At 62.3% G+C, this 12,468-nt stretch carries 13 protein-coding genes; 11 read left to right on the top strand and 2 right to left on the bottom strand.

Annotated features, from left to right (window positions below; genetic code table 11):
* Nucleotides 1-69: 69 nt before the first annotated feature.
* From LZK81_RS17045 to LZK81_RS17030, 4 genes are all read left to right on the top strand, one after another.
* Entirely contained in the window at nt 70-1,122 is a 1,053-nt protein-coding gene (locus LZK81_RS17045) for a sugar phosphate isomerase/epimerase family protein (protein WP_233954012.1), read from the top strand.
* A 178-nt stretch (nt 1,123-1,300) separates the two neighbouring features.
* Nucleotides 1,301-1,528 carry a DUF4160 domain-containing protein gene (locus LZK81_RS17040; protein ID WP_233954011.1) on the top strand — a complete coding sequence of 76 codons (228 nt, stop codon included), beginning with the start codon at nt 1,301-1,303 and terminating at the stop codon, nt 1,526-1,528.
* A complete protein-coding gene (locus LZK81_RS17035) occupies nt 1,521-1,934 on the top strand; it encodes a DUF2442 domain-containing protein (protein ID WP_233954010.1) in 414 nt (137 codons plus the stop codon). The genes LZK81_RS17040 and LZK81_RS17035 overlap by 8 nt, the downstream gene beginning before the upstream one ends.
* A 46-nt stretch (nt 1,935-1,980) precedes the next feature.
* Nucleotides 1,981-3,153 carry a Gfo/Idh/MocA family protein gene (locus LZK81_RS17030; protein WP_046604488.1) on the top strand — a complete coding sequence of 391 codons (1,173 nt, stop codon included), beginning with the start codon at nt 1,981-1,983 and terminating at the stop codon, nt 3,151-3,153.
* Nucleotides 3,154-3,166: 13 nt separating this feature from the next.
* On the opposite strand, the gene LZK81_RS17025 is transcribed toward LZK81_RS17030, so the two are convergent.
* Both LZK81_RS17025 and LZK81_RS17020 read right to left on the bottom strand, forming a co-directional pair.
* On the bottom strand, nt 3,167-3,544 hold the full coding sequence (locus LZK81_RS17025; protein WP_046624724.1) for a helix-turn-helix domain-containing protein: 378 nt from the start codon (nt 3,542-3,544) through the stop codon (nt 3,167-3,169).
* A 13-nt stretch (nt 3,545-3,557) separates the two neighbouring features.
* Entirely contained in the window at nt 3,558-3,785 is a 228-nt protein-coding gene (locus LZK81_RS17020) for a type II toxin-antitoxin system HigB family toxin (RefSeq protein WP_233954009.1), read from the bottom strand.
* A 315-nt stretch (nt 3,786-4,100) separates the two neighbouring features.
* Here LZK81_RS17020 and LZK81_RS17015 point away from each other — a divergent pair, with 315 nt between their 5' ends.
* The 7 genes from LZK81_RS17015 (at nt 4,101) to LZK81_RS16985 (ending at nt 12,468) form a co-directional block, all read left to right on the top strand.
* The gene (locus LZK81_RS17015) at nt 4,101-5,504 is read left to right on the top strand and encodes a GH1 family beta-glucosidase (protein WP_233956599.1); all 1,404 of its coding nucleotides are present in this window, start codon (nt 4,101-4,103) and stop codon (nt 5,502-5,504) included.
* A gap of 66 nt (nt 5,505-5,570) precedes the next feature.
* The gene (locus LZK81_RS17010) at nt 5,571-6,320 is read left to right on the top strand and encodes an EAL domain-containing protein (RefSeq protein ID WP_233954008.1); all 750 of its coding nucleotides are present in this window, start codon (nt 5,571-5,573) and stop codon (nt 6,318-6,320) included.
* A 366-nt stretch (nt 6,321-6,686) separates the two neighbouring features.
* A complete protein-coding gene (locus tag LZK81_RS17005; RefSeq protein ID WP_233956598.1) occupies nt 6,687-7,727 on the top strand; it encodes a methionine ABC transporter ATP-binding protein in 1,041 nt (346 codons plus the stop codon).
* Nucleotides 7,717-8,385, top strand: a complete 669-nt coding sequence (locus LZK81_RS17000) for a methionine ABC transporter permease (protein ID WP_233954007.1) — start codon at nt 7,717-7,719, stop codon at nt 8,383-8,385. The genes LZK81_RS17005 and LZK81_RS17000 overlap by 11 nt, the downstream gene beginning before the upstream one ends.
* Before the next feature lie 75 nt (nt 8,386-8,460).
* The gene (locus LZK81_RS16995) at nt 8,461-9,237 is read left to right on the top strand and encodes a MetQ/NlpA family ABC transporter substrate-binding protein (RefSeq protein WP_046608405.1); all 777 of its coding nucleotides are present in this window, start codon (nt 8,461-8,463) and stop codon (nt 9,235-9,237) included.
* A gap of 119 nt (nt 9,238-9,356) precedes the next feature.
* Nucleotides 9,357-11,555 carry an EAL domain-containing protein gene (locus LZK81_RS16990; protein WP_233954006.1) on the top strand — a complete coding sequence of 733 codons (2,199 nt, stop codon included), beginning with the start codon at nt 9,357-9,359 and terminating at the stop codon, nt 11,553-11,555.
* Nucleotides 11,556-12,069: 514 nt separating this feature from the next.
* Nucleotides 12,070-12,468, top strand: coding sequence for a RidA family protein (locus tag LZK81_RS16985; protein WP_233954005.1), 399 nt, complete (start codon nt 12,070-12,072; stop codon nt 12,466-12,468).

Raw genomic sequence — 12,468 nt, 5'->3', positions numbered from 1 at the left:
CCTGTGGCAAGCACAGGAATGAGGGAGGAGAAGCAGTCCAGGCACGCCAATTTCTGAAGAGGAAAAATCATGAAGACGATCAAGGGCCCGGCCATCTTTCTCGGCCAGTTCGCGGGCGATGCGGCACCGTTCAACACCTGGGACGGGATCACCAAATGGGCGGCCGACAAGGGGTATCTCGGCGTGCAGGTGCCGACCTGGGCCGGTCAGCTCATCGATTTGAAGAAGGCTGCCGCTTCCAAGGATTATTGCGACGAATTCGCGGGTGTCGCGCGCGCCAATGGCGTCGAGGTGACCGAGCTCTCGACCCATCTGCAGGGCCAGCTCGTTGCGGTGCACCCGGCCTATGGCGAGGCCTTCGACGGTTTTGCGGCACCGGAAGTGCGCGGCAATCCGAAGGCGCGCCAGGCCTGGGCGGTCGATCAGGTCAAGATGGCGCTCACCGCTTCGAAACATCTCGGCATCAAGGCGCATGCGACCTTTTCCGGTGCGCTCGCCTGGCCGTTCATCTACCCCTGGCCGCAGCGCCCTGCCGGTCTCGTCGAAGCGGCCTTCGATGAGCTTGCCAAGCGCTGGACGCCGATCCTCGACCATGCCGATTCCTGCGGCGTCGACGTATGTTACGAAATCCATCCCGGCGAAGACCTGCATGACGGCGTCACCTTCGAGATGTTCCTTGAGCGGGTGAAAAACCACCCGCGCGCCAACATGCTCTACGACCCGTCGCATTACGTGCTGCAATGCCTCGACTATCTCGACAACATCGACATCTACAAGGACCGGATCAAGATGTTCCACGTCAAGGACGCGGAATTCAATCCGACCGGCCGTCAGGGCGTCTATGGCGGTTACCAGGGCTGGGTCGGCCGCGCCGGCCGCTTTCGCTCGCTCGGCGACGGCCAGGTCGATTTCGGCTCGGTCTTCTCCAAGATGACCGCCAATGATTTCGACGGCTGGGCCGTGGTCGAATGGGAATGCGCGCTGAAGAATTCCGAGGACGGAGCCCGCGAAGGCGCCGAATTCGTGAAGGCCCACATTATCCGCGTCACCGAAAAGGCGTTCGACGATTTTGCCAGCGGCGGCACGGACGAGGCGGCGAACCGGCGGATGCTGGGGCTTTAAGGAAACAGATCCCCTCCCCACAAGGGGAGGGGTTTAGCCTGCCGCATTGCTGACGCCCGATTTTGGACGGGTGATAGCCGCGAATCATCTCCCCCCTTGTGGGGAGATGGCCGGCAGGCCAGAGAGGGTCTTCTCGGGAGGCGAACTTGAGATACCTAACAAGTTGGGTTATTGATATATGGTCACCGTCCTGCGGCAGCACGGCCTGCGGTTCGTCATCTACACGGCGGACCACGAGCCTGCTCATGTGCATGTCTATGGCGACGGCGAAGCGCGGATCGATATCGAGACACTGAAGGTCCTGACCCAGGGCGGGATGTCCGACCGAGACGTTCGCCGAGCTGCCGAGGTTATCGAGGCCAACCGGCGGTTATTCCGGGAGACGTGGAGAAAGTACCATGGTTGAGATCACGGATGCCGAACTCACCCAGGCAAAACGACGGTGGGATACGGAGCGGGCGCAAAGGCCCGTGCCAGTCTCCGTCCGTTTCGACGCGCCTTTGGGCCGCATCGTCGTTGAGTTCGCCAATGGGGCCGCTTTCATGGTCCCCGCTCGTTCGCTCGAAGGGCTAACGGAGGCAGAGGATGAACAGCTGGCCGAAGTCGAGCTGCTCGGGGAAACCGGCCTGCATTGGGAAAGCCTCGACGTGGACTATTCGATTTCTGGTCTCATGAGCGGCGTCTTCGGCAGCCGGACCTTCATGGAAGCACAACGTCGCGGCGGACAATCCAAGTCGCCGGCAAAGATCGCCGCGAGCCGCGCCAACGGCGTCAAGGGCGGCCGGCCGCGCAAAGTCATCAAGGGCTCCTGATTGCCCGGCAGCCCCATCCATATTCAATTTTTCTAGGAGAATCATCATGGCAATTGAAGGCAAGGACGAACAGGCGCGGGAGCCGCGCATCCGGCTCGGCATGGTCGGCGGCGGGGCGGGGGCGTTCATCGGGGCGGTGCATCGCATGGCGGCAAGGCTGGACGATCAGTTCGACCTGGTCGCCGGCGCGCTGTCGTCGGCGCCGGAAAAGGCGATCGCATCGGGCCGCGATCTCGGTCTCGATCCGTCGCGCACCTATGGCAGCTACAAGGAGATGGCGATCCGCGAGGCGCGGCTGAAGGACGGCATCGAGGCGGTGTCGATCGTCACCCCGAATCACGTGCATTACGATGCCGCCAAGGAATTCCTGAAGCGCGGCATCCATGTGATCTGCGACAAGCCGCTGACCTCCAACCTCGCGGACGCCAAGAAAATGAAGAAGGCGGCCGACGAGAGCGGCGCGCTGTTCATCCTCACCCACAATTACACCGGTTATCCGATGGTGCGGCAGGCCCGCGAAATGGTCGCCAATGGCGATCTCGGGAAAATCCGCGTCGTGCAGGTGGAGTATCCACAGGACTGGCTGACCGAGGCCGTCGAGCAGACCGGCGCCAAGCAGGCCGTCTGGCGCACCGATCCGGCCCAGTCGGGCGCCGGCGGTTCGACCGGCGATATCGGCACGCATGCCTATAACCTCGCCGCCTTCATCACCGGCCTGACGCTCGAAAGCCTCGCCGCCGATCTCGACAGTTTCGTCGAGGGTCGCAGGCTCGACGACAACGCGCATGTGATGCTGCGCTACGAAGGCGGCGCCAAGGGCATGCTCTGGTGCAGCCAGGTGGCGCCCGGCCATGAGAACGGCCTGAAGATCCGTGTCTACGGCACCAAGGGCGGCATCGAATGGGTGCAGGCCGATCCGAACTATCTGTGGTTCACGCCGTTCGGCGAGCCGAAGCGGCTGATCACCCGTAACGGCGCCGGTTCCGGCCCGTCCGCCGCCCGCGTTTCCCGCATCCCGTCCGGCCACCCGGAAGGTTACCTCGAAGCCTTCGCGACGATCTACACGGAAGCCGCCCGCGCCATCAACGCCGCCAAGAAGGGCGTCGCAGTCGACAAGGCGGTGATCTACCCGACCGTCGACGACGGGGTGAAGGGGGTTGCGTTCGTCGAGGCATGCGTGGCGTCCTCGAAGAAGAACGGGGCGTGGGTGAAGCTTTGAGGGGGCTTGCGCCTCAGGCCAAAATATCGCCGACAAGCGCACCGGCCGGGATGTGCCATGCCCGGCTGATCTTCCTGATCTGATCGAGATTGATCTCGCGCCGGCCGTTCAAAAGATCGGCGGCGCGCGATTTCGAGCCGACGATCTCGATCAGGTCGGCGCGGGTGTAGTTGTTCGCTTCCATGACCGATTTCAGCACCTCGATCGGCGAGGCCTGCGGGATAGGGTAATGCTTGGCCTCGTATTCCTCGATCAGCAGCACGAGCGCATCGAAATGCGCGGCTGCGATTGTTCCGGCTTCCGGTTCGTTGTCGAAATAGGCGCGCACGGATTTCAACGCCGCTTCGTATTCCGTCTCGTCGATGAGGGTACGTACAGAATCGATATCCATTTCATCAGGCCTTCTAAAGTTCTGCCACGTCGATGCGATCATATTCGGCGTGGGTTCCGACAAACAGAATGAAAACCCGCTGGGTTCGGAAGCCAATAAGCGCAACCACGCGATATTTGTTACCACCGACGTCAAAGACGATCTTTCCACCGGAGACGTAGTCCGCCGAATTAAATGTCGCCTTGACGTCCGCAAAATTGGCCCAGGCGGCATTCGAAACCGTCGCGTACCAATCCGCCATTGCAGCTTCCGCGGTCGCCCTTGGTCCCTTCGGCAGCCGCTGACAGAACTTTACGAGGGTCGATTTCGCTATGACACGCATTCCGCTTCCAGATATCATGTTCCCATTTTGGAAACAAGGCTGGCGCAGGGTCGGATTCTGGGAAACAGCGCAGCACTTTTCACGGCCTTGGAGAGGATGGCCCGGGCGGAGATCCTGCAACGTTTCAGAATTCTCATCTGTACAACAGCGCCCCGCTTGGTTAAACCGCCGCGAAAGATGGTCCGGCAGACCCCTCGCAACAGAATTGGCGGCATCCTCATGACCGATCCCAAGATGAGCAATCCCCAGCCCCGCAATCTCAAAACGCCCGACGCCGAAAAATTCGCGGCGGGGTTTCCCGGCGATTTCCTCTGGGGGGTCGCGACGGCTTCCTACCAGATCGAAGGGTCTACCAAGGCGGATGGCCGCAAGCCCTCGATCTGGGATGCGTTCTCGAAGATGCCGGGCCGGGTCTATCAGGGGCACAACGGCGATGTCGCCTGCGATCATTACAATCGCTGGGAAGAGGATCTCGATCTCATCAAGGAGATGGGCGTCGAGGCCTACCGTTTCTCGATCGCCTGGCCGCGGATCATTCCGGACGGTACCGGCCGGATCAACGAGCAGGGGCTGGACTTCTACGATCGCCTCATCGACGGCTGCAAGGCGCGCGGCATCAAGACCTATGCGACGCTCTATCATTGGGACCTGCCTCTTTCGCTGATGGGCGAGGGTGGCTGGGCGGCGCGCTCGACGGCCTACGCCTTCCAGCGTTACGCCAAGGTGGTGATGGCGCGGCTTGGCGACCGGCTGGATGCGGTTGCCACCTTCAACGAGCCCTGGTGCATCGTCTGGCTCAGCCACCTCTACGGCATCCATGCGCCGGGCGAGAAGAACATGCAGGCGGCGCTCGCCGCCATGCACCATGTCAACCTTGCCCACGGGCTCGGCGTCGAGGCGATCCGGCATGTGACGCCGGACGTGCCGGTCGGCACCGTCATCAACGCCGCGTCGATCATCGCCGGCTCCGATAGCCCGGCGGATCTTGCCGCCGCCGAGCGCGCCCACCAGTTCCATAACGGCGCCTTTTTCGATCCGGTCTTCAAGGGCGAATATCCGAAAGCGTTCCTGGAAGCGCTCGGCGACCGCATGCCGGTCGTCGAAGACGGCGATCTCAAGATCATCAGCCAGAAGCTCGACTGGTGGGGTCTCAACTACTACAAGCCGGACCGGGTCCATGATGATGCGACGCGGACCGGCGATTTCCCCTGGACGGTCGAGGCCAAGCCCGCCAGCGACGTCAAGACGGATATCGGCTGGGAGGTCTATGCACCGGGCCTGAAGCTGTTGGTCGAGGATCTCTACCGCCGCTACGAACTGCCGGATTGCTACATCACCGAGAACGGCGCCTGCTACAACATGGAGCCGGCGGGCGGCGAGGTGGATGATCAGCCGCGTCTGGATTATTATGTCGAGCACCTTTCGGTGGTCGCCGACCTGATCAGGGACGGCTATCCGATGAAAGGTTATTTCGCCTGGAGCCTGATGGACAATTTCGAATGGGCGGAGGGCTACCGCATGCGGTTCGGCCTCGTGCATGTGAACTACGAGACCCAGGAACGGACGATCAAGAAAAGCGGCAAGTGGTATCGCGAGCTGGCGATGCAATTCCCGAAAGGCAACCATAAATCGGCGTAAATTCGAAGATCCTTTTTTAAGGGGTGCTGTGATACCCATCGCCTCCTGATTGCGGGAGATAGTGTGATGGCTGGTTGTGTGGGATGCCGCGATGGCGAGGGTTTCGAAATCCCATTTTCGATGGCTTTCCAGCCGATCGTCGATCTGCGAACCGGTACGGTCTTCGCGCAGGAGGCTCTGGTTCGCGGGCTCGGTGGGGAGGGCGCCATGTCGGTCCTGTCGCGGGTAACCGAGCATAACCGCTATGCGTTCGACCAGCAGTGCCGCGTCAAAGCCATTCAGCTTGCGGCGCGCCTGGGCGCTGGTTCTCCGGACACCAAGCTTTCCATCAATTTCATGCCGAACGCCGTATACGAGCCGCGGGCCTGTATCCGACTGACGCTTGCGACGGCCACGCAGGCGGGTTTTCCGCTGGACCGGATCATTTTCGAATTCACCGAGGGCGAGCAGGTGGATGTGAAACATCTCCTGAATATTCTGCGCACTTACAAGGACATGGGGTTCAAGACGGCGATCGACGATTTCGGCGCCGGTTATTCAGGGCTCAATCTGCTTTCGCAATTCCAGCCGGACATCGTCAAGCTCGATATGGAGCTGATCCGCGGGATCGATCAGGACGCGGCCAAGCGCGTCGTCGTCAAACACAGCTTGGCCATGCTCGACGAATTCGGCGTCGTTGCCGTCTGCGAAGGCGTTGAAACGCATGAAGAGCTCAAGGTCCTGCGCGATCTCGGCGTGTCGCTCGTGCAGGGCTATGTTTTCAGCCGGCCTACCTTCGAGAGCTTTGCAAGTCCGGAGTTGAAACTCGCGTCGTAAGGCGGATTGCCACCTAAATCCGCCCGAATATTTTCCATCCCCTGCAATATCTGGAAATTCGTTTCTCGGTTCGGCAACGCTGCGGTGCAATAAGAGCACTGGATTGTCGGCCGAGTGGCGGCCGCGGGTGGAATTGCCGGCCGAGTGGCGGCTGCGTGTGGACGAGACATGGGTAGACTATTATATCGGCGCGTGAACCGTCGAATGTGCGACTGACCAGCGGGATGTTCCCCTTGTGTCACCGTTGCGCCGGCCGGCGCCCCGTAAAAGAGTTTTCCGATGTCTACAAACGTTCAAATCCCGTCCAAGGCGCAGAATGGCGCCCTGTCGATACCGCCTGAACAGCCTCTGTCTTCGCCAACGCCCATGGTGACGTTCGAGGCGGTGACGAAGCGTTTCGGCGGCGCCGACGACAAGGCGCAGTTCACCGCGCTTGATGGCGTCGACCTCTCGGTGGCGCGCGGCGCGATCACCGGCATTATCGGCCGTTCGGGGGCCGGCAAGTCGACCCTCATCCGCCTCGTCAACGGGCTGGAAAAGGCGACCTCCGGCCGCGTCGTCGTCGACGGTGTCGAGGTGGGCGGCCTTACGGAAAACGGGCTTCGGGATCTGCGCCGCCAGGTCGGCATGATCTTCCAGCACTTCAATCTTCTCTCCTCTCGCACCGCCTTCGACAATGTCGCGCTGCCGCTCGAGATCGCCGGCCTTTCCGCCAAGGCGATCCGCGACAAGGTCGCGCCGCTGATCGATCTCGTCGGCCTCGGCGACAAGTCGGACCGTTACCCGGCCGAGCTGTCCGGCGGCCAGAAGCAGCGGATCGGCATTGCCCGGGCGCTCGCCACCTCGCCCAAACTGCTGCTCTCCGACGAGGCGACCTCGGCGCTCGATCCGGAAACGACGCAGTCGATCCTGGCGCTCCTGAAGCGCATCAATGCCGAACTCGGCCTCACCGTGCTTCTGATCACCCACGAGATGGAGGTGGTGAAGACCATCGCCTCGGATGTGGCGGTGATCGACCGCGGCAAGATCGTCGAGGCCGGCCGCACGTTTGACGTCTTTACCGGCGCCAGGCACGAGACGACCCGCTCGCTTCTTTCGGCCGCACTCGGCACCAACCTGCCGGAATGGATCCGCTTGAACCTGAAGCTGCAGCCGTCGGCAGGCGACCGCGTGCTGGTGCGGCTGATCTTCTTCGGCTCGACGGCCTTTCAGCCGCTAACCGCCCGGCTGGTCACCGAACTTGGCGCCGACGTCAACATTCTGGCCGGCACGATCGAGGAGATCGCCGGGGAGCCCTACGGCTCGCTGGTGGTCGCCTACCCGGCCGATCCCGCAGTCACGGAGCGCGCCGAGCGCTTCTATGCCGCAACCGGCCTGTCCACGGAGGTGCTCGGTTATGTCGCTTGATATGCTTTTTGGCCTGCTTTCGAAGGCGCTGTGGCAGACCCTGCAGATGGTCGTCGCCGCCGGCCTGATCGGCGCTTTGATCGGCCTGCCGATCGGCGTGTTCCTGGCGACCAGCGGCAAGGGCGAGCTCTTTCCCGCACCGGTTAGCAACCGCATCATCGGCGCGATCGTCAATGCGGCGCGCTCGACGCCGTTCATCATCCTGGTCGTGGCGATCATCCCGTTCACGCGCTTCATTACCGGCACCTCGATCGGCACCTATGCCGCGATCGTGCCGTTGACGGTGGCGACCATTCCCTTCGTCGCACGTCTTGCCGAAGCGGCGATCCGCGAGGTCGACAAGGGCCTGATCGAGGCCGCCCGCGCCATGGGTGCGACGCCACTGCAGATCGTCTTCAAGGTGCTGCTGGCGGAAGCCAAGCCCGGCCTGACGCTGGCGCTGACGCTCACCCTCGTCAGCCTGGTCGGCTATTCGGCCATGGTTGGCGCAGTCGGTGGCGGAGGCTTGGGTGATCTCGGCATCCGCTACGGTTACCAGCGCTTCATGCCGGACGTGATGCTGGCCGTCGTCGTGGTGCTGATCGTGCTCGTCCAGGCGATACAGAGCGCCGGAGACGCGCTCGCCCGCCGCTTCGACAAGCGCAACCGCAAGACCTGATTATTCCGAAAACCAGCCTCCCAAGACACAGACCCAAAAAGACTGGCGCATATAAGCAAACCCAAGGAGACACTTATGAAGAAGCTCATCATCGCTGCGGCACTCGCCGCCTTCGCTGCCGGCCCGGCGCTTGCCGAAGACATCAAGATCGGCGTCACCCCGGGCCCGCATGCCCAGATCATGGAAAAGGTGAAGGAAGTCGCGGCCACCAAGGGCCTCAACATCCAGATCCTCGAATTCTCCGACTACGTCGTGCCGAACCAGGCGCTGGCGGACGGCGAGCTCAATGCCAATTCCTTCCAGCACCAGCCCTATCTCGACAACCAGGTCAAGGATCGCAAGTTCGACATCGTCAGCGTCGCGCAGACCGTCAACTTCCCGATGGGCGTCTATTCCAAGAAGGTGAAGAGCCTCGCCGACCTGAAACAGGGCGCCACCGTTGCCATCCCGAACGATCCGACCAATGGCGGCCGCGCGCTGCTCATCCTCGCCGACCAGGGCCTGATCAAGGTCGATGCCGCCAAGGGCCTGAAGATCGGCCCGGCTGACGTCACCGAAAACGCCAAGAAGATCGAGTTCGCCGAACTCGACGCCGCCCAGCTACCGCGTTCGCTCGACGACGTTGATGCCTCGGTCATCAACACCAACTACGCATTGGAAGCGGGCCTCAACCCGAAGACCGATCCGATCGCCAAGGAAGGTGAAAAGGCCCCTTACATCAACATCCTCGCGGTCAAGGCGAAGGACAAGGATGCGGCCTGGGTCAAGACGCTCGTCGAGGCCTATCACAGTGCTCCGGTGAAGGACTTCGTCAACACCCAGTTCAAGGGCGCCGTCATCGCCGCCTGGTAATAATATAGAATTTTCGAAAATACTTGGTGGGCCGGCTCTCAAGTGTGGGGGCCGGCCTTTTCCTTTAACGCTATCTGAAGGAATACCCGCGAAAGATGTAGGGCTTCATGAGGTCTTAGATGCGGCTTCTTCCGTCCCGCTTTCGCCGCTCCGCAACACTTGGCCGTCGCTCCGCCGTGACGTCGATGCTGCTTGCCTTCGCGGTGGTCGTGGTGCTGGTGACGATCTTCATCCTGACCGCGCTCGACCGCATTGCCGACTACGCCAATCGCCTCGACGACGAACGCTCGCGCGAGACGACCTCGGGCGCGATCCAGACGTTCCAGGAGCAGCTGCACGCGACGCTGAACGACTACGCGGCGTGGGACGACGCTGCCCAGTTCGTTTATGCCGGCGACGATGCCTGGGTCGTCGGCAACTACGGCGACATGACCGCCAACAGCGATCTTTTCGACGTGGCGCTGATCATGGATACGAATCGCAACGTTCTGATGGCCTATCACGACGGCGCTCCCGTCACCTGGTCGCCGCAGAATTATTTCGACACCTCGCTCTGGACGCTGTTCGACAAGGCAAGCAGCGCCGGCGCCGAAACGGTGCCGGAGGCGGTGGGTTTCGTGGAGACCAAAAACGGTATCGCGGCCGTCGGCGTGGCGCTCATCCGCCAGAAGTCCGGTGAACTCGCCCAGCCCGTCGAGGGGCGCCGGTTCCTGATCTTTGGCCGCCATCTCGACGAGAAGAAGATCCTGAAGCTCTCGGAAACCTATGTCATCGGGGGGCTTCGTTTTGCCGGTGACGGCGATAGGGTCCCCAACATGGTGGAAATCCGCAATATTCACGGCAAGGCGCTGCAGCGGCTCGTCTGGAATTCGCGCATGCCCGGCAATGCCGCCTATCTGCAGGTCCGGCCGCTCGTCTATTGCGCGTTGGCGATGGTCGGCCTGTTTTTCCTCCTCCTCTTCGTCAGCGGCAGCAATACGCTCAACCGCCTCACGGCGGACGAGGCGGCGGCACGGCATCTGGCCATGAGCGACCGGCTGAGCGGGCTTCTCAATCGCGCCGGCTTTTTTGCAGCACTCGACGCGCTGGTCCTCCAGAGCCGCCGCAGCAACGAGGACGTGGCGCTGCTCTATCTCGATCTCGACGGTTTCAAGGAAGTCAACGACGCCTATGGCCATGGCACCGGAGACAAGCTGATCCGTGGAGTTGCTGCCGGCCTCAAGACGCTGGTCGGAGAGACGGCGATCCTTGCCCGTGTGGGCGGCGACGAGTTCGCCATCGCGCTCGCAGCCACGGATATCGGCCGGGCGGTGGAGACGCTGAGCGATCATATCCTCGGCTTCTTCGGCGAGCCCTTCGTGATCGGCGAAAGGGTCGCGACCATCGGCACCTGCATCGGCGTCGCCATCTCGCCGCGCGGCAAGGTCTCCGGCGAGGAGCTGGTGCGGCGTTCCGACATGGCCATGTATCACGCCAAGGAAACCGGCCGTGGCCGGACCGAATATTATCGGCCGGAAATGGATGCCGAGCGCGAAGAGCGCAACATGCTGGAGATCGATCTCAGGATCGCCATCGAGCGCCGCGAGGTCAACGTCGTCTACCAGCCGGTCGTCGATGCCAGGACATGGCGCATCGTCGGCGTCGAGGCGCTGGCGCGCTGGCACCGCACCGGTTACGGCCCCGTATCTCCCGAGGTCTTCATCCCGATCGCCGAATCGACCGGCCTCATCGACCAGCTCGGCCTGTTCGTGCTGCACCGCGCCTGCGAGACGCTGACGCTGTGGCCGGAGCTCAAGCTGGCGGTCAATATCTCCCCCGGCCAGTTCCGTGATCCGGCGTTTGCCGTGCACGTCGCTTCGGTGTTCCGCAAGACCGGTGCCGATCCTTCCCGCATCACGCTCGAAATGACCGAGGGTTATTTCATCCAGAACCCGGAGCGCGCCCGCGCCGCGCTCGCCAAGCTGAAGCAGCTTGGGGTGAAGATCGCGCTCGACGATTTCGGCGCCGGCTTTTCGAGCGTCGGCTACCTGCGCCAGTTCGGCTTCGACCGGATGAAGATCGACAAGTCGCTGGTGCACGCGCTGGAAGAGGGCGGCCGCGCCGTCGATCTTCTGCAGGCCACCGTGGCGCTCGCCCGCTCGCTGGAGATCCCGGTCACCGCCGAAGGCGTCGAAACCGAGGCGCAGGCTATACAACTGCGCCTGACCGGCTGCGACGAACTGCAGGGGTATATGTTCGGCAAGCCGATGTCGTCTCAGGAAATCGACATCATCTACCGCGGCAACCGCCTGCCGGGGGGCATGAGCGGGGCGGCGTAGTGTCATACGCCTGGCGCGGGGCACTGCGTTCTGAGGTGTGGATCCTCGGGTCAAGCCCGAGGATGACGACCGAGAGGTGGTGCTACGGGGACTCCAAAAGAGGCCCATCGAATTGCTGCTACACTGTCGTGGCTGGACGATTGTCGCCAGCGGTCCCGCACATTCCGTCATCCTCGGGCTCGACCCGAGGATCCATCCCCCCGGCAGACGAACCGTCGGACCCCATTTGTCCGGGGTACTAGCCAAACCATCTCCGCCGATATGCCTCACGCCGCGCTTCTTGGCGACCCTGATTTGGAGCTGGCACCGGCTGCAGAGGCAGCTCCTTTACCCCACATACGCCATGTACGCTAATTGACATACGCGGCGTATGTGGGGTAAGGCGCATACGAGGCGTATGTCAACGCGCCCGTATATTGAAACCAAAGGCCGGACGTGAACAGCCGAAGCCGTGTGCCCATCCCGGTGGCATCACGACGCTGCGGAAACCGGCCTTCCAAAGAGGAATGAAACAATGAGCCCACGCGAGGCAATCTTTCCCGCCGGTCGGCACGCACTCTATGAGCAGCACCGTTATTCGGCGGCCATCCGCTCGGGAGATCTTCTGTTCGTTTCCGGCCAGGTCGGCAGCCGGCCGGACGGATCACCGGAGCCTGACTTCGAACGTCAGGTGCAACTGGCGTTCGACAATCTGGAGGCCGTCCTGAAGGCGGCCGGCTGCACGTTTCGGGACGTTGTCGACGTCACGAGCTTCCATACCGATCCTCAGACTCAATTCGAAACCATGATGGCGGTGCGGGAAAAGGTGCTCGGCGAGCCGCCCTATCCGACCTGGACGGCCGTCGGCGTCAACTGGCTTGCCGGTTTCGATTTCGAAATCAAGGTGATCGCCCGGATACCTCAGGCGGTTTGA

This window comes from Neorhizobium galegae, assembly GCF_021391675.1.
In the GTDB taxonomy this organism is placed as follows: domain Bacteria; phylum Pseudomonadota; class Alphaproteobacteria; order Rhizobiales; family Rhizobiaceae; genus Neorhizobium; species Neorhizobium galegae_B.
Note: the sequence above shows the minus strand (reverse complement) of the source record. Positions and strands in the feature narration are given on the sequence as shown.

What these genes read in the sequence shown, in the direction of transcription:
- LZK81_RS17045 (WP_233954012.1), top strand. Translation starts at nt 70, where the DNA reads ATGAAGACGATCAAGGGCCCGGCCATCTTTCTCGGCCAGTTCGCGGGC.
- LZK81_RS17040 (WP_233954011.1), top strand. Translation starts at nt 1,301, where the DNA reads ATGGTCACCGTCCTGCGGCAGCACGGCCTGCGGTTCGTCATCTACACG.
- LZK81_RS17035 (WP_233954010.1), top strand. Translation starts at nt 1,521, where the DNA reads ATGGTTGAGATCACGGATGCCGAACTCACCCAGGCAAAACGACGGTGG.
- LZK81_RS17030 (WP_046604488.1), top strand. Translation starts at nt 1,981, where the DNA reads ATGGCAATTGAAGGCAAGGACGAACAGGCGCGGGAGCCGCGCATCCGG.
- LZK81_RS17025 (WP_046624724.1), bottom strand. Translation starts at nt 3,544, where the DNA reads ATGGATATCGATTCTGTACGTACCCTCATCGACGAGACGGAATACGAA.
- LZK81_RS17020 (WP_233954009.1), bottom strand. Translation starts at nt 3,785, where the DNA reads ATGGCGGATTGGTACGCGACGGTTTCGAATGCCGCCTGGGCCAATTTT.
- LZK81_RS17015 (WP_233956599.1), top strand. Translation starts at nt 4,101, where the DNA reads ATGAGCAATCCCCAGCCCCGCAATCTCAAAACGCCCGACGCCGAAAAA.
- LZK81_RS17010 (WP_233954008.1), top strand. Translation starts at nt 5,571, where the DNA reads ATGGCTGGTTGTGTGGGATGCCGCGATGGCGAGGGTTTCGAAATCCCA.
- LZK81_RS17005 (WP_233956598.1), top strand. Translation starts at nt 6,687, where the DNA reads ATGGTGACGTTCGAGGCGGTGACGAAGCGTTTCGGCGGCGCCGACGAC.
- LZK81_RS17000 (WP_233954007.1), top strand. Translation starts at nt 7,717, where the DNA reads ATGTCGCTTGATATGCTTTTTGGCCTGCTTTCGAAGGCGCTGTGGCAG.
- LZK81_RS16995 (WP_046608405.1), top strand. Translation starts at nt 8,461, where the DNA reads ATGAAGAAGCTCATCATCGCTGCGGCACTCGCCGCCTTCGCTGCCGGC.
- LZK81_RS16990 (WP_233954006.1), top strand. Translation starts at nt 9,357, where the DNA reads ATGCGGCTTCTTCCGTCCCGCTTTCGCCGCTCCGCAACACTTGGCCGT.
- LZK81_RS16985 (WP_233954005.1), top strand. Translation starts at nt 12,070, where the DNA reads ATGAGCCCACGCGAGGCAATCTTTCCCGCCGGTCGGCACGCACTCTAT.